Origin of the sequence: Pleurocapsa sp. PCC 7319, assembly GCF_000332195.1 — a bacterium.
Classification (GTDB): domain Bacteria; phylum Cyanobacteriota; class Cyanobacteriia; order Cyanobacteriales; family Xenococcaceae; genus Waterburya.
Genome location: NZ_KB235922.1, coordinates 4,399,507 through 4,423,855, shown reverse-complemented (window position 1 = coordinate 4,423,855; position 24,349 = coordinate 4,399,507). Strand labels below are relative to the sequence as shown.

At 40.5% G+C, this 24,349-nt stretch carries 22 protein-coding genes, 2 tRNA genes, 3 rRNA genes and 2 pseudogenes; 13 read left to right on the top strand and 16 right to left on the bottom strand.

The genetic code is table 11. The features are described from left to right. Window positions 1-444: 444 nt before the first annotated feature. A complete protein-coding gene (gene crtH, locus PLEUR7319_RS0124230) occupies window positions 445-1,965 on the bottom strand; it encodes a carotenoid isomerase (protein WP_019507817.1) in 1,521 nt (506 codons plus the stop codon). Between the two features lie 90 nt (window positions 1,966-2,055). Here crtH and PLEUR7319_RS0124225 point away from each other — a divergent pair, with 90 nt between their 5' ends. After that, complete coding sequence (locus tag PLEUR7319_RS0124225) at window positions 2,056-2,562, top strand: gluconokinase (protein ID WP_019507816.1); 507 nt, start codon at window positions 2,056-2,058, stop codon at window positions 2,560-2,562. A 14-nt stretch (window positions 2,563-2,576) separates the two neighbouring features. Here PLEUR7319_RS0124225 and PLEUR7319_RS0124220 read toward each other — a convergent pair whose 3' ends face one another. The 4 genes from PLEUR7319_RS0124220 to PLEUR7319_RS0124205 form a co-directional block, all read right to left on the bottom strand. Then, window positions 2,577-3,197, bottom strand: a complete 621-nt coding sequence (locus tag PLEUR7319_RS0124220) for a DUF1361 domain-containing protein (RefSeq protein WP_019507815.1) — start codon at window positions 3,195-3,197, stop codon at window positions 2,577-2,579. A 2-nt stretch (window positions 3,198-3,199) separates the two neighbouring features. Beyond that, the gene (locus PLEUR7319_RS36545) at window positions 3,200-3,514 is read right to left on the bottom strand and encodes a hypothetical protein (protein WP_019507814.1); all 315 of its coding nucleotides are present in this window, start codon (window positions 3,512-3,514) and stop codon (window positions 3,200-3,202) included. A 284-nt stretch (window positions 3,515-3,798) separates the two neighbouring features. Further along, on the bottom strand, window positions 3,799-4,134 hold the full coding sequence (gene psb28 / locus PLEUR7319_RS0124210) for a photosystem II reaction center protein Psb28 (protein WP_019507813.1): 336 nt from the start codon (window positions 4,132-4,134) through the stop codon (window positions 3,799-3,801). Window positions 4,135-4,323: 189 nt separating this feature from the next. Continuing rightward, complete coding sequence (locus PLEUR7319_RS0124205; RefSeq protein ID WP_019507812.1) at window positions 4,324-4,962, bottom strand: peroxiredoxin; 639 nt, start codon at window positions 4,960-4,962, stop codon at window positions 4,324-4,326. 207 nt (window positions 4,963-5,169) lie between these two features. Between PLEUR7319_RS0124205 and PLEUR7319_RS0124200 the strand changes: the two genes are divergently transcribed. Next, window positions 5,170-6,309, top strand: a complete 1,140-nt coding sequence (locus PLEUR7319_RS0124200; protein WP_019507811.1) for an alanine--glyoxylate aminotransferase family protein — start codon at window positions 5,170-5,172, stop codon at window positions 6,307-6,309. A 355-nt stretch (window positions 6,310-6,664) separates the two neighbouring features. Here PLEUR7319_RS0124200 and PLEUR7319_RS0124195 read toward each other — a convergent pair. The 3 genes and pseudogenes from PLEUR7319_RS0124195 to PLEUR7319_RS0124190 form a co-directional block, all read right to left on the bottom strand. Further along, a pseudogene (locus PLEUR7319_RS0124195) lies at window positions 6,665-6,937 on the bottom strand (circularly permuted type 2 ATP-grasp protein); the annotation flags it as partial. A 20-nt stretch (window positions 6,938-6,957) separates the two neighbouring features. Then, entirely contained in the window at window positions 6,958-7,131 is a 174-nt protein-coding gene (locus PLEUR7319_RS43645) for a zinc ribbon domain-containing protein (RefSeq protein WP_144054368.1), read from the bottom strand. Then, window positions 7,100-7,318, bottom strand: a complete 219-nt coding sequence (locus PLEUR7319_RS0124190) for a hypothetical protein (RefSeq protein ID WP_019507809.1) — start codon at window positions 7,316-7,318, stop codon at window positions 7,100-7,102. Before PLEUR7319_RS0124190 ends, PLEUR7319_RS43645 begins: the two co-directional genes overlap by 32 nt. A 132-nt stretch (window positions 7,319-7,450) precedes the next feature. Here PLEUR7319_RS0124190 and PLEUR7319_RS0124185 point away from each other — a divergent pair, with 132 nt between their 5' ends. Together PLEUR7319_RS0124185 and PLEUR7319_RS0124180 are read left to right on the top strand one after the other, a co-directional pair. Further along, on the top strand, window positions 7,451-8,191 hold the full coding sequence (locus PLEUR7319_RS0124185; protein ID WP_019507808.1) for a hypothetical protein: 741 nt from the start codon (window positions 7,451-7,453) through the stop codon (window positions 8,189-8,191). Between the two features lie 65 nt (window positions 8,192-8,256). Continuing rightward, on the top strand, window positions 8,257-9,078 hold the full coding sequence (locus tag PLEUR7319_RS0124180; RefSeq protein ID WP_019507807.1) for a pentapeptide repeat-containing protein: 822 nt from the start codon (window positions 8,257-8,259) through the stop codon (window positions 9,076-9,078). A 78-nt stretch (window positions 9,079-9,156) separates the two neighbouring features. Here PLEUR7319_RS0124180 and PLEUR7319_RS0124175 read toward each other — a convergent pair whose 3' ends face one another. Next, complete coding sequence (locus PLEUR7319_RS0124175; protein ID WP_019507806.1) at window positions 9,157-9,414, bottom strand: DUF2811 domain-containing protein; 258 nt, start codon at window positions 9,412-9,414, stop codon at window positions 9,157-9,159. A 653-nt stretch (window positions 9,415-10,067) separates the two neighbouring features. Here PLEUR7319_RS0124175 and PLEUR7319_RS0124170 point away from each other — a divergent pair. Both PLEUR7319_RS0124170 and PLEUR7319_RS0124165 read left to right on the top strand, forming a co-directional pair. Beyond that, on the top strand, window positions 10,068-10,334 hold the full coding sequence (locus tag PLEUR7319_RS0124170) for a glutaredoxin family protein (RefSeq protein WP_019507805.1): 267 nt from the start codon (window positions 10,068-10,070) through the stop codon (window positions 10,332-10,334). Between the two features lie 52 nt (window positions 10,335-10,386). Beyond that, window positions 10,387-11,865, top strand: a complete 1,479-nt coding sequence (locus PLEUR7319_RS0124165; RefSeq protein WP_019507804.1) for a UDP-N-acetylmuramoyl-L-alanyl-D-glutamate--2,6-diaminopimelate ligase — start codon at window positions 10,387-10,389, stop codon at window positions 11,863-11,865. Between the two features lie 252 nt (window positions 11,866-12,117). Here PLEUR7319_RS0124165 and glyQ read toward each other — a convergent pair whose 3' ends face one another. Continuing rightward, a complete protein-coding gene (gene glyQ / locus PLEUR7319_RS0124160; protein WP_019507803.1) occupies window positions 12,118-12,996 on the bottom strand; it encodes a glycine--tRNA ligase subunit alpha in 879 nt (292 codons plus the stop codon). Window positions 12,997-13,341: 345 nt separating this feature from the next. Between glyQ and PLEUR7319_RS0124155 the strand changes: the two genes are divergently transcribed. From PLEUR7319_RS0124155 to rrf, 5 genes are all read left to right on the top strand, one after another. Beyond that, window positions 13,342-14,834: ribosomal RNA gene (locus tag PLEUR7319_RS0124155) — 16S ribosomal RNA — on the top strand. Window positions 14,835-14,975: 141 nt separating this feature from the next. Then, window positions 14,976-15,052 (top strand) — tRNA-Ile (locus tag PLEUR7319_RS0124150). 51 nt (window positions 15,053-15,103) lie between these two features. After that, window positions 15,104-15,179, top strand: a tRNA-Ala gene (locus PLEUR7319_RS0124145). A 312-nt stretch (window positions 15,180-15,491) separates the two neighbouring features. Beyond that, window positions 15,492-18,320 (top strand): 23S ribosomal RNA (locus tag PLEUR7319_RS0124140). A gap of 109 nt (window positions 18,321-18,429) precedes the next feature. Then, window positions 18,430-18,547, top strand: a 5S ribosomal RNA gene (rrf, locus tag PLEUR7319_RS0124135). The 16S, 23S and 5S rRNA genes sit together here with 2 tRNA genes alongside, the layout of an rRNA operon. Window positions 18,548-18,616: 69 nt before the next feature. Here the strand turns inward: rrf and PLEUR7319_RS0124130 are convergent. Further along, on the bottom strand, window positions 18,617-19,060 hold the full coding sequence (locus tag PLEUR7319_RS0124130; protein WP_019507802.1) for a DUF3531 family protein: 444 nt from the start codon (window positions 19,058-19,060) through the stop codon (window positions 18,617-18,619). Window positions 19,061-19,139: 79 nt separating this feature from the next. On the opposite strand from PLEUR7319_RS0124130, the gene PLEUR7319_RS0124125 reads away from it, so the two are divergent. Beyond that, window positions 19,140-19,661, top strand: coding sequence for a hypothetical protein (locus PLEUR7319_RS0124125; protein WP_019507801.1), 522 nt, complete (start codon window positions 19,140-19,142; stop codon window positions 19,659-19,661). A 206-nt stretch (window positions 19,662-19,867) separates the two neighbouring features. Here PLEUR7319_RS0124125 and psbM read toward each other — a convergent pair whose 3' ends face one another. The 5 genes from psbM to PLEUR7319_RS0124100 all read right to left on the bottom strand — a co-directional run bounded on the left by psbM (window position 19,868) and on the right by PLEUR7319_RS0124100 (window position 22,965). Next, window positions 19,868-19,978, bottom strand: coding sequence for a photosystem II reaction center protein PsbM (psbM, locus tag PLEUR7319_RS0124120; protein WP_019507800.1), 111 nt, complete (start codon window positions 19,976-19,978; stop codon window positions 19,868-19,870). Between the two features lie 88 nt (window positions 19,979-20,066). Beyond that, window positions 20,067-20,375 (bottom strand): 2Fe-2S iron-sulfur cluster-binding protein, encoded by a 309-nt coding sequence (locus tag PLEUR7319_RS0124115; RefSeq protein ID WP_019507799.1) that lies wholly within the window; start codon window positions 20,373-20,375, stop codon window positions 20,067-20,069. Between the two features lie 112 nt (window positions 20,376-20,487). Continuing rightward, the gene (locus tag PLEUR7319_RS36540) at window positions 20,488-21,273 is read right to left on the bottom strand and encodes a 4'-phosphopantetheinyl transferase superfamily protein (RefSeq protein ID WP_019507798.1); all 786 of its coding nucleotides are present in this window, start codon (window positions 21,271-21,273) and stop codon (window positions 20,488-20,490) included. Continuing rightward, complete coding sequence (locus PLEUR7319_RS0124105) at window positions 21,266-21,670, bottom strand: RidA family protein (protein WP_019507797.1); 405 nt, start codon at window positions 21,668-21,670, stop codon at window positions 21,266-21,268. Before PLEUR7319_RS0124105 ends, PLEUR7319_RS36540 begins: the two co-directional genes overlap by 8 nt. 26 nt (window positions 21,671-21,696) lie before the next feature. After that, entirely contained in the window at window positions 21,697-22,965 is a 1,269-nt protein-coding gene (locus tag PLEUR7319_RS0124100; protein WP_019507796.1) for a HEAT repeat domain-containing protein, read from the bottom strand. A 577-nt stretch (window positions 22,966-23,542) separates the two neighbouring features. Between PLEUR7319_RS0124100 and PLEUR7319_RS0124090 the strand changes: the two are divergent. Further along, window positions 23,543-24,238: pseudogene (locus PLEUR7319_RS0124090) on the top strand (DEAD/DEAH box helicase); the annotation flags it as partial. Between the last annotated feature and the right edge of the window lie 111 nt (window positions 24,239-24,349).

The window sequence follows — 24,349 nt, the reverse complement described above, 5'->3', positions numbered from 1 at the left end:
AATTGTTCAGATTGAATTACTGAAAATAGAGAGCCAAAATAGTCTTATTGCTGTTATATTGGCAACAAAAAATAGAGAGCCAAAATAGTCTTATTGCTGCTAATATTGGCAGCAAATAACTTTGCTCACTTAAATCTTCAGTTGATTTGGATTTATTTAGATTTATGAGCAAAATTTTAATTTTATGCACTTTAGATACAGAATCCTGAACCATGCCAAAATTGCCAACTATTGACCCTTCTAGCTTAGAGACTGTTCGTAAACTAATGTAAAGTAATTGATTTATATATATTTTAGATATTTTTAGTTCATTTAAACTAAAGTGATTGAAACCATCTAACAGCAAAGCTCGCAGTCATCTTAATAATAATTCACGAACAGTCTCTTAGAGCAAACTTATCCAATTTAAAGAAACTTATCTATTACTGATTGATGACCAGTAGCTTACAATCCTAAATCTACAGCTACCCGATGACCACAACTCATCCCCGAAAAGGCAACGGCATTTAATCCCTGACCGGGAAAAGTACTATCACCGACGCAATATAACCCAGGAATACTAGTGCGATTAAAAGGCATACCCAATAAACCAGCTAACTTACGCCGCGGAATTGGACCATAGGTACCGTCTTCTCTGCCCAAAAAACGACGATGAGTGCGTGGGGTGCCAACTTCTTGATAATCTAATCCTGCGGATAGTCCAGGAAAAATTGCTTCTAGGCGATGAATTAAATTCTCAGCAGCAGCCTCTTTTTTTTGCTGATACTCTTGGGGAGATAACCCTCGCCAATCTTCGATCCAACTAGGGGTGAAGGTATGTATGATCTGGTGTCCTTCAGGAGCTAAGCTAGGATCGAGAAGAGTTGGAATCGAAACAAATATTGTTCCTTCACTATTTTCCATCTTGTCCCAATTTTCTAGCAGAATATGATGACACTCTGTACCTTCAGGTAGAACACTGGAATCTACCCCTAAGTGGAGGCTAAGAAAACTAGGAGACTTTTTATATCTTTCTCGCCATCTTTTTTCTTTATTGGGAGTATATTCTGAGGGAAGGAGTTTACCGAAGGTATCCCAGCGAGTCGCATTAGAAACGATTCTTTGGGCTCGATATTCTGCACCATCAGCTAGTTTAACTCCTACTGCCTTACCATTCTCAATCAGGATGTTGGTTACTCTAGCTTTATATTTAATTTCTCCCCCAGCCTGGGTTAAACCGTCGGCTAACTTCTGAGCAATTTGTCCGACACCACCTTTCGGATAATTGATCCCTCCGTAATGGCGATCGCTAAATACCATTCCCGCATTGATCATAGGAGTTTTGGCAGCGGGAACAACAGACCAGCAATAGCACTCCATATCGATAAATTTGAGTAACTTCGGATCGCTGATATACTTACGAGCTACATCTCCCGCATTTACAGGTAAATACCTAGCTAAACCCAGACAAGATAAAGGTTTTTGGAAAAATACTCGCATTAGATAACGAGGTTCTTCTAAAGAAAGCAACTCCATCGAGTTCAGACAGTTAAATACATCCCAACATTCACCATAAAAGCGACGAATACCCTTTTCTTCGTGGGGAAAAAGAGCAATCAATTCTTGTAAGAATGCTTCGTAATCGCGATGAACTTTTAGCTCTAGCTCATCTGGCAAATGATAGTGAATTTGAACGGGGTCGGCGATGGTTTCAATTTTCATATCTACCGCGTCTAATGCGCGAGTCATTAGATTGGTTGTTCCTTTATCGCCAAAGCCAAAAATCATCGAGGCTCCAACATCAAAGCGATATCCTTCTCTTTCAAAATAGCCACCACTACCGCCTGGAATTAGATAGCGTTCTAAAACTAATACTTTCGCTCCCTTGGCTGCTAGTTGTGTCGCTGTCACTAAACCACCAATACCTGAACCAATAACTACTACGTCATAATTAGTAGTCGGAGAAATTGTTGCAGTCGCACTCATAAAATGTGAATGTTATTAAAAATATTTAAACTTATGTTTTGCTCGGAACAGATATTATAGTCTATCGTTAATCCCTGATTTAGTTCTTGTATGTTTTATATCATTATGGGTGTCTCTGGTGCTGGTAAATCGACTATCGGCAAATTATTAAGCGATCACACTGGCTGGAAATTTTATGATGCGGACGACTTTCATCCTCAGGCTAATATCGACAAAATGAATCGGGGAATTCCTTTGACAGATGGCGATCGCCAGTCTTGGCTAGAAGAGCTTCAGCATTTGATTGACCATAATTTACAAGAAAATCACCAGGGAATTTTAGCCTGTTCTGCTCTTAAGTCAGATTATCGCAAAATTCTCGGTCAAAATAATCCTAACGTCGTTTTTATTTACCTTCAAGGAGACTATGACTGCATTCAAGCCAGAATCAAACAGCGTCAAGGACATTTTATGAATGCAGATTTATTACGCAGTCAATTCGATACCCTTGAAGAACCTCAAAATGAAAATACTATAGTAATTGATGTTTCTCTGGAACCAGATGCAATTGTTGAACAGATTTTGATTCAAACTTCTCAGTCTGCAATTGACAATTAATCCTCAATTAATAATTAGTAATTAAGAAATAGTTGGATCTTCTTATTAACTAACTTAGTTAATTCCGAAAGTAGCCAAATTAATAAAAAAGCGATCGCCAAAGTAAAAAGTTTCCAGCTATCAAATAAATCTTGCCAAGTTGTGAGGAAAACTTCTCCTGGTTTAGTTATCAAGTCCCAACTATTAAATCTTTCAAATCTGCCCAGATAAATGCCAACGACACATAAACCATGAGCGATCGCATTAATCAAAACTAAATTGCTTCGAGATATTTGATTAAGCAAATAATTATCTAGCTGAGTTAATGAAATCACATAAGCTTCAAACCCAGCAACAATAAAAACCAAATACTGTGGGATCAAGATCGAGATAATTGACCAAGTGGGATAACTTTGCTGACTTAATTCAATAATATGAATTGAATCTGTCAAAATATAAGGTGCGTTGGGTAAAAATACGATAAAAACTATAAAAATAGTCCACCAAAAAAAATTACGTAAAGCTGAGGGACGAAATAGATAAAAACTAAGTAGAAGAGGAATAAAAGCTAGAAATAAGTTCCAAATAATACGCGTACTACTTTGGTTAAATAAATCTAAAGATATTTTAATCCCATCTATTAATTGACTGGTCATAGTCAATTTTGTTCTAAATTATTTTGAGTAGCATTCTCACAGTCTATACAATCGCAATTATGAGAATCAATTACATTTTCTTCAACTTGTTCAGTCTCTTCAGCTTGTGCTTTCTCTTCCGCCGGGATTTGTTCAGTATTACATTCATAAAGGGGATAATCTGTTTCGCTCTGGGGAATGTCTGTTAACTCGTTATCAACTTCTGGAGGGGCACTGAAGACATATTCCGTGGAATTAGCTAAAACGGGATTTGCCGTTACAAATGTTATTGCCAACACTCCAATACATTTTGAAGTAGCCAGTAATTTATGAATCATAATTAACTAACTTTGTTTGCATCTACACAAGAGAAAAAAGCATTAGAATACCAATTCAAATACCAATTCTCTAAGCATATTTAAACACAACGTTTATAAATGTCTATATATTTTTGGTTAATAAAAATACCTAAAAATAGACAAAATATAATGATGCTTATTTATTAGCATTTATGTTCATACATTAACAAAAGAATAGTTAACAATCGGGAAATTTCGTACTAAACGAAATCTCCCGGTACTTAGAAATTATCTTGATTTTTTTATCTAAAATATCTAGGAGATTAAGATTTATCTAATCCTAAACCGTTTTCTTCAGCATATTGATTCATAAACCGAATAAAACGTTCCCACTCATCTGTTGATTTCATAATCAGTACAGCTTCAATTGCTCTAGCTTCACCATTAACAAATTTCCCTTTTACTTCTCGACTAACGATTTCTCCTTCGTCGTCGACCAGATACATTCCTGTAATCTCGTCAGTACTATCTTTACTCAAAATTTTGGGATCTTCAAAATAAAAAGTAGCTGTACCAGTGTTTCCAGTTTTAGAACGAGTAACTTTTATATCAGGGACTATCTCTTCTTTTATACCTCTAGAAAATTGAATTTCTGCCACACTCTAACTCCTATATCTAAACAATCGATTAATAACTCTTAATCATCTCATAAATTTAGAACGAGCATAAGCTCCAATCTCGGATTTAAATCGATTAGTTGATTAAAATCTTTTTACAAATAAATAAAGGGTAGGTAAGACCCACCCTCAAAATAGATTCTAAAGCTATATAAGACAAACATTTTAACTTTACTTGTTAGGCTGAGGAGTCATCCGCAAGTAAGGTTTGATTTCTTCGACTCCTTTGGGGAATTTTTGTTTAGCTTCATCAGTGGGAATTGCTGGAGAAACCACAACATCTTCACCATCTTTCCAATTAACAGGAGTGGCAACTTGATAGTTGTCTGTTAATTGTAAAGAATCAATTACTCTAAGAATTTCGGGGAAATTACGACCTGTACTAGGAGGATAAGTTAGAGTTAGACGTAATTTTTTGTTAGGATCAATAATGAATACTGAACGCACAGTGACTTTGGCATTGGCATTGGGATGAATCATGTCATAGAGGTCAGAAACCTTTTTATCTGCATCCGCCAAAATAGGATAGTCAACTTTTGTACTTTGTGTTTCGTCAATATCGCCAATCCAACCTTTGTGAGACTCTACATCATCAACACTTAAGGCAATCGTTTTAACGTTACGCTTGTCAAATTCTGCTCTGAGTTTGGCAACTTCGCCTAACTCTGTAGTGCAGACAGGAGTGTAATCAGCAGGATGAGAGAAAAGAACTACCCAACTGTCTCCAGCCCACTCATAGAAGGAAATATCCCCCATATTGGAAGCTTGAGTAAAATCAGGGACAGTATCGCCTAATCTAAGATGAGCCATTATTATTTAAACCTCGATTCGTTTCAGAAAAGCAGTTTACTATCATGACATGAAATGTTAGTTGTTAGATCTTCTTCTTAATTCTTCTTGATAACAGTTTTAATTCGTAAGTAAAGTAAACTTCTACTAAGTTTTTTAGTAAATGTTATGACACCATCTACATAAGATAAAATGAACGATTCTACCAGCTGAATATTAGGAAGACTAATGGAAGATAAGCACATATTAATGATTCCTGGGCCTACCCCAGTTCCAGAAAAAGTATTAAGCGCATTAGGCAAACATCCTATCGGACACCGTAGCGGTGATTTTAGTAAGATCATCTCTGAGATCAATCAAAATTTGCAATGGCTACATCAAACTAAGAACGAAGTCCTATCCCTCAACGTATCAGGTACGGGGGCAATGGAAGCAGGGATGATCAACTTTCTCAGTCCAGGCGATCGCGTTTTAGTTGGCGTAAATGGTAAATTTGGCGATCGCTGGGCACAAATTTGCGAGGTTTTTGGGATGCAAACTGAGCGAATTACTGCTGAATGGGGAATACCTCTCGACACAGAAGAATTTCGCACCAAGTTAGAAGCGGATACCAACAAGGAAATAAAAGCGGTTGTCATTACTCACTCGGAAACTTCAGCGGGAGTACTTAACGACTTAGAAACCATTAACAAATACGTCAAAGCTCATGGTAAAGCTCTAATCATTGTCGATGCAGTAACTAGTCTGGGTGCATACAATCTACCCATTGATGAGTGGGATTTAGATGTGGTCGCATCTGGCTCACAAAAGGGTTATATGATTCCCCCTGGATTAGGTTTCATCTCCGTGAACGATAAGGCGTGGCAGGCTTATGAAACTAGTAAGTTTCCTCGTTTTTATATGGATTTGGGTAAATACAAAAAAGCCAACGCTAAAAATAGTACTCCTTTCACGCCGCCAATCAATTTAATGTTTGGCTTACAAACTGCCCTTCAGATAATGCAGAGAGAAGGATTAGAGAATATCTTTGCTCGTCATCTACGCTTAACTAATGCCACTCGTGCTGCTGCCAAGGCATTGGGATTAGACCTTCTCGCTCCCGATGATGCAGCTAGTACTGCGGTTACGGCGATCGCCACCGATCGTGCTGAAGATATTAGATCTATAATGCGACAAAAATATGATATCGCTCTGGCAGGTGGTCAAGACCACCTCAAGGGTAAAATATTCCGCATTGGTCACTTAGGCTTTATTAGCGATCGCGACGTGATGATGACGATCTCTTGTTTAGAAGCGACTCTATTAGAGCTGGGTCATGATTTTGATGCTAAGGCGGGTGTTAAAGCGGCAGCGGCGGCTTTAGTTTAAATCCTATATTTTGCCTAATCTAGTTTTCTAATCCCTAAAAAGTCCCCCAACTTGAGGTAGGGCTATTTCAAAGTCAAATAAGTTAACGATTTTAAATGTTAGGGAAGTTGGGACTTAGGGAAATGGGGCAATAAACTTAAGTTAGCTGATTTTTGCCTTAATTTAGTCTTAATTTTCTGGATAATTATTCTGGTAGCTCGACTTAAATGAGCAAAAATTTCGTTGATTAACAACAACTATGCTTCCATTAATATGCGTGAAAAATCGGCATATTTGTCTCAAAATATCCCCAATTCCCCAATTCCCTAATCCCTCATCTATCTTTTACCAGAATGAAACAGCCCTAACTCCTACGGGGGGGGTTGATACCTAAACATGGTTTGAGAAAACCTGAAGCCGCATAAATTATTTCAGCAGGAATTTTCCCGTCTTTGATGATTTTTTGAGAACCATAAAGATCGTTAAGAAATAAATTTAAAGTTTGAATTCTTTGTTTTAATCCTTGCTCTAATTTTTTCCATTCATTACTATCAATAATACGAGGAATAATATCAAAAGGAAATATTTTTTCTATCCCTTGATTATCGTTATAAACATTGAAAGTAACTCTCAGTTTGAAAAAGGCTATTGGCGGTGAGCAGTCAAAGATTACTGACTTAAATCTTGACCACAACTGCGACAAAAGCGATCGCCTGGCTTTGCTTCTGCCCCACACTGAGAGCAAAAAACCTTGGTTAGTGCTAAATAGCTGCGGTGGTTTAACCCATTTCCCAGTAGTAAAGCTGTTATTCTAACTTTGTTGTTGCCCTGGACTACTGGCAATCAAAGTAATTTGAGTTTGTTTACCCTGATTGCTAATTGTCAGTTGTTGAGTACCATTGAGAGTTACCTGATAAGCCATAACGCCTACTCCTGAGTTAATTTTAATTGACTGTCTTGGTACTGCTGTTATTGTAGGTTCAATATGAACTGCAATGAGTAAAAATATCTTAAGCAATTCGATAATCATCGCAACTGTGAAAATTCAAGTAATTATTGACAAAACTTTCTGCTCAGATTTCGACTTGGAGAATAGCAGCAACAAACTTTATTTTGAATAAAATAAGACGAATCAGCCATATTTATAGATCATCAAATTGCAATGAATTTTTTTAACAATATCCTCAATATCATTGGTTCAGGGGCAACGGCATATATTTTGGCAAGTAGATTGCGCGATCCGCAAACACGTCCCAATACTTTAGCCGGATTCCAATTAGCTGAATCTGGTGCAGTTCCTTTTTTGAAAACCTTGGGGGCGAGAGCTAAAACCGAGGGAGATATATGGCTAGCAGAAAAACTAACCATCCATGCTGCGGACGAAAAACGACACGGTCAAATATTTGCCCACGGATTAAAGCAGCTAGGGAAACAGGTTAAAAGTGCTGCCGAAATGAAGCAACTAAAACAGTCGGAGTCAAAAGCTAAAAATTCTAGTCCTTTTATGGCTAAATATTATCGGGGTTACGACCTAGAATCGCTGAAGGCAGAAAATATTGATTGGCTGGTATTTATGGCTAGCACTTATATTTTAGAACTTGATGCTAGTAAAGATTTTGCTCGGATGTCAAGAGCATTACCTGCTCACGAACCCCGAAGTCGTAATCTGCAACAGAGTATTTTAAGTGTGGCACGAGACGAAACTAGACACGCAGCATATCTCTATGAAGCAATGGAAAGACGTTTATCTTCTAGAGAGATCGATCAAATCGTTGCCGAGTGGCGAAAACGTAAAATTGATGCCATGTTTGCTATGGTTGGTGACACAATCAAAACTGGTGGCAATTCTCGCTCTTTGGTTAAAGACAGTGTACCTAGAGAAATGAAACAATTAACAGCATAAATTACAAATAGTAGAAGTAATATTTAGGCTTCTACTATTTGCCCTCAACAGGAGAACTAGTAACCATGAAAATTGGCAATAAAAAACTTCAACGTTCTTTTTATCGAATTCTCTTAGCTGTGGGAGGAACTACCATTTTGATTGCCTTAATCCTGGTAATTGAAACTGTTTTTGGGGCGGAAAAGGCTTGTCAAAACACTGAATCATGGCTTTTCTGTCAGATTAGAGAGTCGGTGTTGTTGAGTATTGTTGAAGGATTTAGTATTTTGGTCGCAGTTTGGCTATTTTTTCTCGAAGCTCCAGAAAGAGACAAACAAGCTCACTACGAAGCCTGGAAAACTATTGACTCGGCTAATGGTTTGAGAAATAGCTACGCGCGATTGCAAGCTCTACAAGACCTAAACGATGATCGAGTTTCTCTTAGCGGTTTTAATGCTCCCGAAGCTGACTTAAGGGGAATTAACTTAGCGGGAGCAGATTTAAGTAATGCCTATTTATCAGGAGCAGATTTAAGTAACGCCAATCTGAGTAACGCCAATTTAAGCCATGCCAATTTAGTAGAAACCAAACTAATTAATACTAAACTTAATAACTGTAATCTCACCGGAGCAAATCTCACCCATAGCAATTTTATAGAAGCAGAACTACAAGATGTAGATTTTGTCGGTGCCAATATTGTTGGTGCCAATTTTGTACGTGCTAATTTAGCTCAAGCTTACTTCGGCGACGTTAATTTTAATGGGTGCCTACTGACTGATGCCAACTTACACAAAACCAAGTTTTTCGGCGTAGAAAACCTGACTGTAGAACAGATTAAGGACTCAAAAAACTGGTCGGAAGGTCTTTATGATGCCAAAATGCTTGCTAAGCTAAATTCAGTTTCTTGACACTTTCCTGTAGCTTCACCCTACAAGATTTTGATTTATCCCAACTTAATTGAGTAATTTAGCATCACGATTTAGGCATTAATTGTTCTGTTCATAACGCCTATGAGTATGGTGTTCATAAAAAATACTATCAAGGTAAACACGACTACAAGTATCATAATCCTGCTGTTTTAAGCCATTTTCTTGACTCCAGTTCTGCATCATAAATAGGGATAAAGAGGCATTAAGCACTCGATTTAAATCCCAGTAGGGATGACAGTCTAGATACTTGAGCAGAGATTTATGTAGCTCACTGTTAATTTCTGCTTCTACGCTGATGCAAGATGTTTGATTCATTTGCTTGTTTAGAAAAATAATAAATTAGTCTAAATATCTACAAGCAGAATATTTATTTCACTAGCTTTATTTGATTACTATCAAGAGAATTATTGCTTTTTACGACCCATTTAAATACATCAATAAAAGTTAAGTGTTGCTGTTCAATTAATAATAATTAATACTAGAGAAATAAATCACAAGTAAATATCTTTTGATGTCTATATGAATATTCGCTAATTTTTCAATTTTTGTCAATATTCAAAATGACTGGGATCTTATAGTAAATAGTTTTACTATCATTATATTTGTCTCTAGTTTGATTTTATTCGCAATATTTAGCAAATAATTGATTGTTGCATTGTGCAACAATCAATGCAACTTGATAATGAACTATCAAAATAATATTATCTTGCAAAAAAATATTGTTGAAAATATGTTGAAAACGTGTTGAAAAATAGATAAAAGCTTAATAAAAATGTGCAAAAACTGTTGAATTATTGCTAGCTTAGAACTCTAAAGTCTTATCAAGTGAATTTAATTACTTATTGTAGTTTGAAAATACTAATTGATGTTATTTATTACTGTGTATTTTCCATAATTTGCCAGAGCTGGGCTTTTTATTAACTCGCATACATTGCTATTCTAAATAAGAATAATAATTAAACTACTCAATGTATCTGATCCTCTACAGTAAACCTGGTTGTCATTTATGTGCAGGATTGCAAGAGAAACTTGCGCAAGTTAGCAATGTCCAATTTGACCTAGAAATAAGAGATATTAACACCCGCGAAGACTGGTTTGCCGCTTACGAATACGAAATACCAGTACTTTGTCAAAAGTTGCCTGAAGGGGAAAAAATCTTACCCCGCTTATCTCCCCGTGCCTCTGTAGCCAAATTGGAGCAAATGTTACAGAAAAATTTAATAATATCAGAGTAAAAAAGTGTCCAAAATGTAGTAGTTGAATCGCATTTTACCCAAGATAATCATGATGAAGCTGCGCGAATTATTAGCCAAAGTAAATCTTCAGCAACCAGAACACTTTGCCCTAGATTTGGAAGTCAACCGAGTATGCACTAATTCTCATGCGTGCCAAAAGGGTGATTTGTTTATTGGCATGCCTGGTACAAGAGTTGATGGAGGAGAATTTTGGCAAAGTGCAATGGGGCAAGGGGCGATCGCGGCAGTGGTAACACCTCAAGCTGCCGACAAACAGCCTCCTACAGCAGATGTCTGTGTAATTAAAGCTGAAGATATGATTTCTACCTGTAGTGCGATCGCTGCCGCTTTTTATAATTATCCTACAAGCAAGCTCAACACTGTCGGTGTAACAGGAACAAACGGTAAAACAACAACTAGTCATCTAATTGAGTATTTTTTATGTCGAGCAAAACATCCCACCGCACTGCTGGGGACTTTGTACACTCGTTGGCAAGGATATAGCCAAATTGCAACTCATACAACTCCTTTTGCAGTGGAATTGCAATCTCAATTATCTGAGGCGGTAAAAGCCGGCAATGAATATGCTGTCATGGAAGTTAGTTCTCACGCTTTAGCTCAGGGCAGGGTCAAAGGTTGTGGATTTGAGGTAGGAGTCTTTACTAACTTGACTCAGGATCATCTTGACTATCATCAAGACATGGAGGACTATTTTCTAGCCAAGTCTCTATTGTTTAGCCCTGAATATTTAAATGGTAAAGCAATCATTAATTTAGACGATCCTTATGGTCAACGTTTAATTAAACAGCTAGATAGTAGTCAAGTTTGGACTTACAGCGTTAATAACCAGTCTGCTGATTTATACACTAGCGATTTAGATTATCAGCCTACAGGAGTTAGTGGGAAGTTGCACACTCCGGCAGGAAAAGTAGCTTTTAATTCCCCTTTGGTTGGTCAATTTAATTTAGCCAATCTACTCGCAGCAGTCGGTACAGCTTTACATTTGGGAGTAGATTTGAAAATTCTTACAGACAGCCTTCCCCACTTTTCTGGCGTCCCAGGGAGGATGGAACGGGTGCAAATTAATCCCAATCAAGATATTAGCGTTATTGTCGATTATGCCCATACTCCTGATAGCCTTAAAAATTTGTTGCAAGCTGCTCGACCTTTCATTAGTGGCAAAATGATTTGTGTCTTTGGTTGCGGAGGCGATCGCGATCGCACTAAACGTCCCTTGATGGGTAAAATTGCCGCAGAGCTGGCAGATGTTGCAGTAGTAACTTCCGACAACCCCCGTACAGAAAATCCAGAACAGATCTTAAAAGATGTGGTGGCGGGAATTCCTGATACTGTTGAGCCAATTGTCATCGGCGACCGGGCGAAGGCGATCGCAACTGCCATTCAAGATGCACAACCAGGAGACGGAGTTCTAATTGCTGGCAAAGGACATGAAGATTATCAGATTTTGGGTACAGAAAAAATTCATTTTGACGATCGCGAACAAGCAAGAGAGGCTCTGAAGCACCGCTAGTTAAAGGCTCAGATCTTGCACCTACTGCGTAATCTACCTATGCTATTGGGAAAAGGGGTAGAGGTTAAAGGGAAAAGCGCACCGCCCCGTCAGAGGTTTCCTCCGACATAGGGACGGGGCAAGAAGGAGAATAAATTGATTCCTTTATCTTAATTTTTGAGTTATTTTGTACTGGTATAAGATGTCAGTGAAATAAAAAATTATGTAGCCTGAATTCCAGGCTACATAAACCCCCAAGCCAAGACTGAAATTCTAAGCAATTTTTTGCAAAGGAAATCCCAAACTTTCTCTTTGTTCTAAATATAATTGAGCTACTTGCCGAGCCATACTACGAATTCTGCCAATATACCTAGTCCTTTCCGTCACAGCGATAACTCCCCTGGCATCTAACAAGTTAAAAGTATGGGAACATTTCAAAACATAATCTAAGCTGGGAATGACTAAACCTCGATCAATTAGCTGCTTAGCTTCCTTCTCGTAAAGACTAAAAAGATTAAATAATAAGTCGGGGTCAGACGCTTCAAAATTATAAGTACACTGCTCTATTTCTGCCTGGAGGAAAATATCTCCGTAAGACAGCTGATCATTCCATCTGATTTTGGTAAAGGCATCTACATCTTGTAAATACATTGCCAGTCTTTCCAAACCATAGGTAATTTCAATCGACACAGGATTACAGTCAATTCCGCCACATTGCTGAAAATAAGTAAATTGCGTTACTTCCATTCCGTCTAACCATACTTCCCAACCAGCACCCCAAGCACCGACTGCAGCATCTTCCCAATTATCTTCAACAAAACGAACATCATGATCTTCTGGATTAATGCCCAATGCCCTTAGAGAATCTAGATAAATTTCCTGGATATTGTCTGGCGAAGGTTTAATCAGCACTTGATATTGATAGTATTGCTGGAAACGATTGGGATTTTCACCATATCTTCCGTCAGAGGGTCTCCTGCAAGGCTCAACATAGGCAACAGCCCAAGGTTCTGGACCAATTGCCCTGAGAAAGGTACTCGGATTTTTGGTTCCAGCCCCTTTTTCAGTGTCATAAGGCTGAGTGATGATGCAACCGCGATCGCTCCAAAAATTATTGAGGGTAGCAATCAGTTCTTGAAATGATAAAGACATAAAAAATCTACCAATTAAATATCTGCCCAAACACAATAGCATGGAGGGTTTTGAGAAATTAGTCTAATGTAAAAAAAACTATTTTTTTCTCTCCCTAAATTTTATTTCAGCCGAGGGGGTTGACTTTCTCAAATGGAATGAGTATATTGGTAAATGCGCGGTTGAGAGAACAACACCTCCCAGCAACGCCCAGAACCAAGACAAATCAATAGTTTGACGGTTTTTAAAACACAGTACTTTAGGAATTAAAAAAACTTAATTCAATCCCCAAGTAAAAGCAATTTTACTGAGGATAACAAAAAACGAAAAGAGTCAAAAAATCAACTGAATTGATGGATTTGATTCATCATGGAGAGTTTGATCCTGGCTCAGGATGAACGCTGGCGGTATGCCTAACACATGCAAGTCGAACGAAATCTTCGGATTTAGTGGCGGACGGGTGAGTAACGCGTGAGAATCTGCCTTCAGGATGGGGACAACAGGGAGAAATCGCTGCTAATACCCAATATGCCCTCGGGTGAAATATTTATAGCCTGGAGAAGAGCTCGCGTCCGATTAGTTAGTTGGTGGGGTAAAAGCCTACCAAGGCGGCGATCGGTAGCTGGTCTGAGAGGATGAGCAGCCACACTGGGACTGAGACACGGCCCAGACTCCTACGGGAGGCAGCAGTGGGGAATTTTCCGCAATGGGCGAAAGCCTGACGGAGCAATACCGCGTGAGGGAGGAAGGCTTTTGGGTTGTAAACCTCTTTTTTCAAGGAAGAAGAAAGTGACGGTACTTGAAGAATAAGCATCGGCTAACTCCGTGCCAGCAGCCGCGGTAATACGGAGGATGCAAGCGTTATCCGGAATCATTGGGCGTAAAGCGTCCGCAGGTGGCTGTACAAGTCTGCTGTTAAAGACAGAAGCTCAACTTCTGGCAAGCGGTGGAAACTGTTCAGCTAGAGTACGGTAGGGGTTGAGGGAATTCCCAGTGTAGCGGTGAAATGCGTAGATATTGGGAAGAACACCAGTGGCGAAGGCGCTCAACTGGGCCGTAACTGACACTCAGGGACGAAAGCTAGGGTAGCGAAAGGGATTAGATACCCCTGTAGTCTTAGCTGTAAACGATGAACACTAGGCGTTGCTTGTATCGACCCGAGCAGTGCCGTAGCCAACGCGTTAAGTGTTCCGCCTGGGGAGTACGCACGCAAGTGTGAAACTCAAAGGAATTGACGGGGGCCCGCGACAAGCGGTGGAGTATGTGGTTTAATTCGATGCAACGCGAAGAACCTTACCAGGACTTGACATCTCGAGAAGGAGGCGTAATAGCTTCTGTGCCTTAGGGAACTCGAAGACAGGTGGTGCATGGCTGTCGTCAGCTCGTGTCGTGAGATGTTGGGTTAAGTCCCGCAACGAGCGCAACCCTCATTCTTAGTTGCCAGCATTAAGTTGGGCACTTTAGGAAGACTGCCGGTGACAAACCGGAGGAAGGTGGGGATGACGTCAAGTCAGCATGCCCCTTACGTTCTGGGCTACACACGTACTACAATGGTGGGGACAAAGGGCAGCAAGCGAGCGATCGTAAGCGAATCTCAGCAAACCCCGCCTCAGTTCAGATTGCAGGCTGCAACTCGCCTGCATGAAGGAGGAATCGCTAGTAATCGCAGGTCAGCATACTGCGGTGAATTCGTTCCCGGGCCTTGTACACACCGCCCGTCACACCATGGAAGTTGGCCACGCCCGAAGTCGTTACCCTAACCGCTTATGTGGAGGGGGATGCCGAAGGCAGGGCTGGTGACTAGGGTGAAGTCGTAACAAGGTAGCCGTACCGGAAGGTGTGGCTGGATCACCTCCTTATAGGGAGACCAAAGCCGTGAAGCGAAGACGATTATATAGGTCTCGTTATCACAGGTCAAACCAAAGGTCGATTCCTCAAGTAATTTGTGAAAAACTGTCAAACTGATTGTTCTGGTTCTAGCTCAAACTAGACCAAGACAAGGGCTATTAGCTCAGGTGGTTAGAGCGCACCCCTGATAAGGGTGAGGTCCCTGGTTCAAGTCCAGGATGGCCCACCACAAAATTAAATTCGGAGTTCGGAATTAGAAGTTCGGAGTTAAAAAGAGTTTGGGGGTATAGCTCAGTTGGTAGAGCGCCTGCTTTGCAAGCAGGATGTCAGCGGTTCAAGTCCGCTTACCTCCACCAGAGAAAAAAAGACCAAGAGTCTAAATAAAGAGATTAAAATTCAGCACTATCATGAATTGCCGAGGCAAGAAATGAGGATGCTGGACTTTAAAGAGTTCAGAGGTGAACCTTGAAAACTGCATAATATCTAGAAGAAGTAAGACTGAGAAATGTTGAAAAACATAGAAAAGGATTACTTGTGATAGAGCCAAAAAAGAACTAAGTAATTAGGTCAAAAAACTAAGACGGCAAGTTTTACTTGTCAGAAAAGTCCAAGGTGTAAAAACCTAGAAGTAGAGAAAAAAGAGTATCGAGCAGAAATGCTCAATACAAGGTCAAGCTACAAAGGGCTAACGGTGGATACCTAGGTACACAAAGGCGAAGAAGGACGTGGTGACCGACGAAATGCCTCGGGGAGCTGGAAACAAGCAATGAGCCGAGGGTGTCCGAATGGGGCAACCTGTATGAACGACCTGCTGAATATATAGGCAGGAGCGAGCGAACTCAGCCAACTGAAACATCTTAGTAGCTGAAGGAAGAGAAAGCAAAAGCGATTTCCTTAGTAGCGGCGAGCGAAGCGGAAACAGCCTAAACCATCGACTAAGGTCGGTGGGGTAGTGGGACAGTCAGACGGACTTACCAAAGTTAGACGAAGCAGTTGAAAGCTGCACCAGAGAAGGTGAAAGTCCTGTAGTCGAAAACGGAAGTAGCCAGACTGAATCCCGAGTAGCACGGAGCCCGTGGAATTCCGTGTGAATCAGCGAGGACCACCTCGTAAGGCTAAATACTAATGTGTAACCGATAGCGAAACAGTACCGCGAGGGAAAGGTGAAAAGAACCCCAGCGAGGGGAGTGAAATAGAACATGAAACCGTTAGCCTACAAGCAATTAGAGCACGATTGAACGTGTGATAGTGTGCCTGTTGAAGAATGAGCCGGCGACTTACAGGTAGTGGCAGGTTAAGGAGTAATATCCGAAGCCAAAGTGAAAGCGAGCCTGACAAGGGCGGTCTGAGTCACTATTTGTAGACCCGAACCCGGGTGATCTAACCATGTCCAGGATGAAGCTTGGGTAAAGCTAAGTGGAGGTCCGAACCGACTGGCGTTGAAAAGCCAGCGGATGAGGTGTGGTTAGGGGTGAAATGCCAATCGAACCCGGAGCTAGCTGGATCTCCTCGAAATGCGTTTAGGCGCAGCGGTAAGTGAACTCATTAGGGGGTAAAGCACTGTTTCGCTGCGGGCTGCGAGAGCGGTACCAAAGTGAGACAAACTCAGAATACCTAATGAAATTTTACCAGTGAGACGGTGGGGGATAAGCTTCATCGTCGAAAGGGAAACAGCCCAGACCACCAGCTAAGGTCCCCAAGTACACACTAAGTGAGAAAGGAGGTGGGAGTGCATAGACAACCAGGAGGTTTGCTTAGAAGCAGCAATCCTTGAAAGAGTGCGTAATAGCTCACTGGTCTAGCGCTCCTGCGCCGAAAATGAACGGGGCTAAGTGTGTCACCGAAGCTGTGGACTATAGAATTATCTGTAGTGGTAGAGGAGCGTTCTGTGTTGGGAGAAGCATTAGCGGCAAGCAGATGTGGACGACACAGAAGTGAGAATGTCGGCTTAAGTAGCGAAAATATATGTGAGAATCATATACCCCGAAAGCCCAAGGGTTTCTCCGGAAGGCTCGTCCGCGGAGAGTTAGTCGGGACCTAAGGCGAGGCCGAAAGGCGTAGTCGATGGACACAGGGTGAATATTCCCTGACTGCTAAATGGGAGCTTAGATAGGGACGCATGAAAAATAACCACACCCTGATTGGATTGGGAGGAGTCTAAGGACTCTGTGTGGTAAAGCTAGTGCCAAGAAAAGCTATTTAAGTGTTGAAGATTTAGTACCCGTACCCGAAACCGACACAGGTGGGCAGGTAGAGAATACTAAGGGGCGCGAGATAACTCTCTCTAAGGAACTCGGCAAAATGACCCCGTAACTTCGGGAGAAGGGGTGCCACCGAGAGGTGGTTGCAATAAAGAGGCCCAGGCGACTGTTTACCAAAAACATAGGTCTCTGCGAACTCGAAAGAGGATGTATAGGGGCTGACGCCTGCCCAGTGCCGGAAGGTTAAGGAAGTTGGTCAGTGTTTAGGCATGAAGCTAGCGACCGAAGCCCCGGTGAACGGCGGCCGTAACTATAACGGTCCTAAGGTAGCGAAATTCCTTGTCGGGTAAGTTCCGACCCGCACGAAAGGCGTAACGATCTGGGCGCTGTCTCGGAGAGAGGCTCGGCGAAATAGGATTGTCTGTGAAGATACGGACTACCTACACTTGGACAGAAAGACCCTATGAAGCTTTACTATAGCCTGGAATTGGGTTCGGGCTTTCCTTGCGCAGAATAGGTGGGAGGCGTTGAGAGCAGTCTTGTGGGATTGCAGGAGCCATCGGTGAGATACCACTCTAGGGAGGCTAGAATTCTAACTTGAGCCCGTCAACCGGGAGAAGAACAGTTTCAGGTGGGTAGTTTGACTGGGGCGGTCGCCTCCAAAAAGGTAACGGAGGCGCACAAAGGTTCCCTCAGGCTGGATGGAAATCAGCCAGAGAGTGTAAAGGCACAAGGGAGCTTGACTGCGAGAGAGACAACTCAAGCAGGGTGGAAACACGGTCTTAGTGATCCGACGGTGCTGCGTGGAAAGGCCGTCGCTCAACGGATAAAAGTTACTCTAGGGATAACAGGCTGATCTCCCCCAAGAGTTCACATCGACGGGGAGGTTTGGCACCTCGATGTCGGCTCATCGCAACCTGGGGCTGAAGTAGGTCCCAAGGGTTGGGCTGTTCGCCCATTAAAGCGGTACGTGAGCTGGGTTCAGAACGTCGTGAGACAGTTCGGTCCATATCCGGTGTAGGCGCAAGAGTATTGAGAGGAGTCTTCCTTAGTACGAGAGGACCGGGAAGAACGCACCGCTGGTGTACCAGTTATCGTGCCAACGGTAGACGCTGGGTAGCCAAGTGCGGAGAGGATAACCGCTGAAAGCATCTAAGTGGGAAGCCCACCTCAAGATGAGTACTCTCATGGCAATTGCCAGTAAGGTCACGGGAAGAACACCCGTTAATAGGCGTTAGGTGGAAGAGCAGCAATGTTTGCAGCCGAGGCGTGCTAACAGACCGAGGGCTTGACCAACTTCAACTCGACTAGACCATTAATAATTACTACTATTCTGATTTGGACTTGAATCATCTAGATTTATGCAGTCTTGAGGGTTGATCTACAGTAAAACCCAGACAGTATTCCTGGTGCTTTTAGCGCAGTGGAACCACTTCGACTCCATCCCGAACTCGACGGTGAAACTCTGTAGCGGCGAAGATACTCGGAGGGTAGCCTCCCGGAAAAATAGCTCAGTGCCAGGTTCATTCTTCTAACCACAAAACCTCCTACTCGAATTAGTCCGTAGGGGGTTTTGTAATGTAAAGAATTTGCTAGTGACTATAAAATGCTGAATTATTCTCATTTACAGGCCAATCTTCATTTTGACCACCTATTATTAGTTTATTAATTTGTACAAATTCATTACTTAGTTGATTCATTGCATTGATTAAAATGTCGATCGCGATTAAATCGCTAGTACCCAGATCAAACCAACATCGTCCCCAAACACCCAAATATTCGATTTCTCCCATATTATGCATAGGAGCCATTAAAGCGTGATCTAGCTCTGAATTATCATATTCCATGTAGCTGATTTCGACACCAGTATCTTGCACTCGTAAATTTTCGGCATTGAAGCCACCTAATTTACCGAGATAAAACCAAGAATCTAATAACTCTTCAATATATTGTTGTTCCATACGAGAAGGAACTGTCGGAAATTCTAACCAAATCCATAGATCGAAAGGGTTAAATTCTCTAAATTGTATTTCCATTTTTTAAAAATAAGATCTTTAATTATCAAACACTATTTATTTTTTCAAGAAAAAAAGAAACAATATTGTAAATGAATGAATGTCTACTCAACTTCTTTTAACTTCTTTTCAGATCTGGCTACCTCATCAGAAGTCAAATTCCTCTGATGACTTACTTGAAATCATCCAAAAACAGCAATTATATTTAGATTCTTTATTTTTTTTGCGAAAACTTCCTGTAAATAAAGTGTTGGCTGCCCAAAAAGCCATTGAAACTATAGAAAAAATAAAACCACAAGGTGTGATTTGCTGTGGAATGGCTGAATCAAGAGATGTTCTTACTGTAGAGTCTAACGCTGTATGTAAAGAAAAATGCATATTTACCAATGTAAACTTAGACGCATTAGTTACTTGCTTAACAAATACTAAAATTAGTAATAATGCCGGCAGATTTGTTTGCGAAGAGTTATATTATCAGGTCTTACATTATATTCAGATTTTTGAGCTAAATATAAACTGTATTTTTGTACATATTCCTATACTTACACCTAATAACATTGATAATATTCAACAAGATTTTATCAATATTATTAAGTTTATGAAGTGCAATGCAATCTCATAATTTTCAAAATATAAAAATAAAAATAGAGCCAATTTGGAACGTATGAGAAAACTCTAATATTACTGGTAGGAATACAGAAACTAGAATAAATCTCAATTAATCTGTATTCTAATGAGAGTTTCTAAAGCGCTTTGGCTTAACCTACGCTTAACGATCGCATTTTGACTCGATTACAAAAATCAAATAATTTTATTTTCTTGATTATATTAACCTTCTCTTTGATCTTTATCGGTTTGGATAAAGAGAATGAGCAGAAAGACCGTAGGAACTAAAACAAACAGAATAGTAGCTACAAACCCCAGTTCATTAACTTCCATAAAATAGCAGCTCCTAAGTAAGCGATTACTAAAATAACATTCTTATCTAGAATATCATTACTTAGGCTAATAGCTGCATGGATTCTTCTTATTTCTTAGAAGGCTTGGGTTTCGTGATAATCTTGACGGAACCGTTGACCAAAGTTTGACAAGCTAGACGGTAGTTGTCAGGCTTTTTCTTTAACCTGCGTAGTTCAAAATCTGTTTTAGGGGATAAATTCTCCATGCCTTCAGCGACTTCGACAATACAAGTAGCACATTGCCCGTAACCACCACAGTTTCTAAGCTTACCCCCAAGAGTATAAATATCAACTTGATTTTGAAGAGCTTTCTCTCGTAAATTAGACCCCATGGCAGTGATTACTTCTTTATCTTCCTTAACAAAGGTAATAGTCATAGAAATTCTCTCTTGTTAAATCCTGCTTACTATAATATTAAGAAATCCTAAGAGATCATACCGCGATTTTAATATTTATTGTGTTCAATAAACTGATTTTGTTAGTCAGAAGTCAGATTTTAGGTGGGAACGAATTTTGATGCCAATTCCAGAAATAAATTTGCTGACTGTTTGTTGGTGTTTTGATTGCTACGGTTGCTACGTAGTTAATTTCTGGAACACAGGGATACATAGACCAATTAGCTGTTGCTTCAAGATCTCCTTCTATAGCCAATAACTTAGGATTTCCAGTTTGATCGAAAGATATATCTATACTAGCTAATGAATTGGTCAGCCCTGTACCGATCGCCTTTAAATAGGCTTCTTTGGCCGTCCAGAGTTTGAAGAATACTTTTCGTTGTTGCTCACTATCTATGGCGGCGAGCAATTCAAATTCTCTAGGAGAAAAAAAACGTTCAGCTAGCTTAACTGCATCTTTCATGTCTCTTAGATATTCTAGATCTACTCCTATAAGGTGATGATGCGTAAACCCATACAGAGCATACTCTTCAGAATGAGAAACATTAAATTGTAAAAAACCATCTACTACTGATGCCGCTAGTCTTGGTTTACCGCGATCGCCATACTCAAATTTTATGCGGTCGGGGCTGAGTTGTAGATAATTGCCTAATAACTGGCGTAAAATTCCTCTGGCAACAATAAACCGTCTTTTATGAATGGGGAAACGAAATTTATTCGCCCTGGATATTTCATCGGTAGATAAACAAGTAGCTAATTGCTCAATTTCAGTTTTTGATAACTCTAAATTGGCACGCCACACATGAACTTGATTCTTATCTAGTATTGGTAGTTGTTCAGGATTTTGCCAAATTGTTTTCCAATGACTACTATTATTCATGTTCAGGCATATCTTTAACAGCAGTTCCAGTTACTTTGATTTTGCCTCCATAAGGTAATGCAGCAGCTTGATATATAGTTCTGGCTGGTCTATACCCTGGTGAAAAGTAACTGGTAAATAGTTCATTGACTACAGGTACATCCTGTAAATCAATGAAAGCAAGATCGACAAATACAACTTCTTCAGAAGTGAAACCAGCAGCTTTAAGTACAGCAAAAAAATTACTAAAAGCGAGTTTTGCCTCTTCTAAAATTGAGCCAGGTACATATTTGCCTGAAACATCTACCGAAAGCTGACCACTTACATAACAAGTATTGTTAACCACAACGGCATGACTAATAGGAGCATTCCACTGCGGTAAACCTTCTCCATTGGTAATGAACTGGCGTGAATTCATAAATTTGAGATTTTTTAGATTCTTGATTAACTAAGTTTATGATTAGCTTTGGCTTTGATTAACAGGTTTTTGTCTTCAGCTACGATTGACCAACAGTTCTCGCCTAATTGTTCTAATGCTAATAAACAAGCATACTTGAGATCAAAGATTGGTGTATTGATAGTTTCTTTCAAGATCGGAATTGCTTGAGTAGCGTTGATATTACTTAAAGCGATCGCTGCTGCTGCACGCGATTTTTGAAACTGCGGGGAAGTATTATGTAAAGCTTCTAGAATTAAATCGTAGCCAGCTTGGTAATTGAGTAAACCTAGTAACTTAATTACATGGAAATGTGCCCCATAGTCATTATGAGCTTCCTCTTTGTAAGTTTCCAGAAGAGCATCAGGTGCTTGTTCAGGATATGTTTCCAGAAGAGTTTTTCCTGCCAGATAACACCGTCCAAAATCGGTATGATACAGTTCTCTAATTAAAAATTCTAAAGATGGTGGCTGATCGTATTCGTGTACCATTTCAATATCTTGAGGGCGATCGCGAATTATTTGATCTAAGCTTGATTCAACATCAGCAAAGGTGATTTTCCCAGCATCGATACCTTTAGCAGCCAAGAGTCTGATACCCCGCAACCGAAAAGCCACAGAAATTGGAGCTTTGGCGATCGCTGGAATAGCTGGATAATATGCGGCATCAATTAAATCTTGAATACAGGCGCGTCTAGCATTAACATTACTATGCTGGAGAAGTTCAACTACCTGATCCATCTGACCATAATCGCCAGTTAAACGAGCCAAACTAGTAATCGCCGCACTAGCAGTAGGCTCATCATCGTTACTAGTAAAAGGCTTGATTCTGTCTATGGCTGGCTTGTAATTAAAGTTAGCTAAGGTATGAATAATAACGCGGTAAGTTTGATTGGGCTTGGTTAGCAATTCAGCGATCGCTTCTAGAATAGATTCATCTTCTGTGCCAATTTCCCCGATTGACCAAACTGCATTTTCTACCGTCAAAGCATCTTCATCAGCGAGGCAGGATTTTAATGTTGGTAATGCCTGAACAGCTTTTAAACGACCTAAACTCTCTACTGCTTTGCGTCGGGCTATCCTATTTTCCAATGCTGGATCTCGGTCCGCAATCGCTTCGATAAGGGCATTGATCGATCTTTCAGTGGGAAAGTTAATTAAGTGTGCTGCACCAACATAACGCTCTGATGTGCCATCTTCTGAATTTAAAGGCTTTTTCAAAAGTGCGATCGCCTGATCTTCAGTTAAATTAAATATATTAGAAAATCTATTATCCATTTCTAAAAGTCTTAATATTCTTATTTACTATCAATAAATAGTTTATAGCCTTCTACTTGTGTTGATTTTAGAGAGTTTACCAAAAAGCTATAAGCTCTAAGCCAATAGCTCTAAGCTCTAAAGTTTACGCTTTGTAAACGGCTAACAGTGAGACAGTTCGTTGGCGGTGAAGCAGGGCGTTGGCGGGGTTCCCCCGCTTGAAGCCACTGCTGAACCCTTTAGGGGGTACGATGCGGCCATACGCCTGGCCTTTGTCCCGCTTAAAGCGATGAAGTGTGGTCTTGCGAGACAGTCCGTTGGCGGGGTACGATGCGGCCATACGCCTGGCCTTTGTCCCGCTTGAAGGAACTGTCGCCCTAAAGGATACCGCTTCGCATAAGGGCGGGGGTTTCCCCCATGAACAACTTCATCAAGAAGAAACTGTCGTTGGCGGAGCCTTCTCGAAGAGTACCCGAAGGGCTTATAGCTATTGGGTTTAATGCCCCCAGCAAACAAAGTTTGGTGGTCTTCAATTAGGAGGGGTTAAAGCCCCTTCTAATTGGCTTATAGCTTATAGCTGCGGCTTTGCCGCTTTACTCTCCATGTAGAAATGTCTCGACCAGAAAGGGCATTTTATGAAGCTCTCAGATTAAATGCGATCGCTAATTTATCTGAAAGTGATGCTACTGGTGGAACCAGGCATCTACAAGTGTTAGTAGAAATTATGAAACTACGTCGCGCCTGTTGTAACACTCGTTTGGTAATGTCTGACAGTAATTTACCCAGTGCTAAACTAGAATTGTTTGGCGAAATCTTAGAAGAGTTGTTAGAAAATCGACACAAAGCCTTAGTATTCAGTCAATTCGTTGACCATCTGCACATCATCCGCGATTATTTAATGAGGAATAATATTTCCTATCAATATCTCGATGGTAGTACCCCAGCCAAACAAAGAAAATCAAGAGTAGATAAGTTCCAAGGGGGTGAGGGAGATGTCTTCTTAATTTCTCTCAAAGCGGGAGGAACAGGACTTAATCTCACGGCTGCCGATTATGTGATTCATATGGATCCTTGGTGGAATCCTGCTGTTGAGGATCAGGCAAGCGATCGCGCTCATCGCATTGGACAACAACGCCCTGTAACGATCTACCGTCTGGTAACTAAGGGAACGATTGAAGAAAAGATTGTGGATTTACATCAGCACAAAAGAGATTTAGCCGATAGTTTACTCGAAGGAACGGAAATGAGCGGTAAAATATCTACTGATGAACTGCTGCGCTTAATGACTCAATGACATTTTAGATCTTGTTCTCTCTAAATGTAGCTATCGCGATCTGAATATGTGAAGGAGATATGTGAGCCTGTCTAATGTCATTTCTTGAATGTTAGCTGACAATCTGAGAAA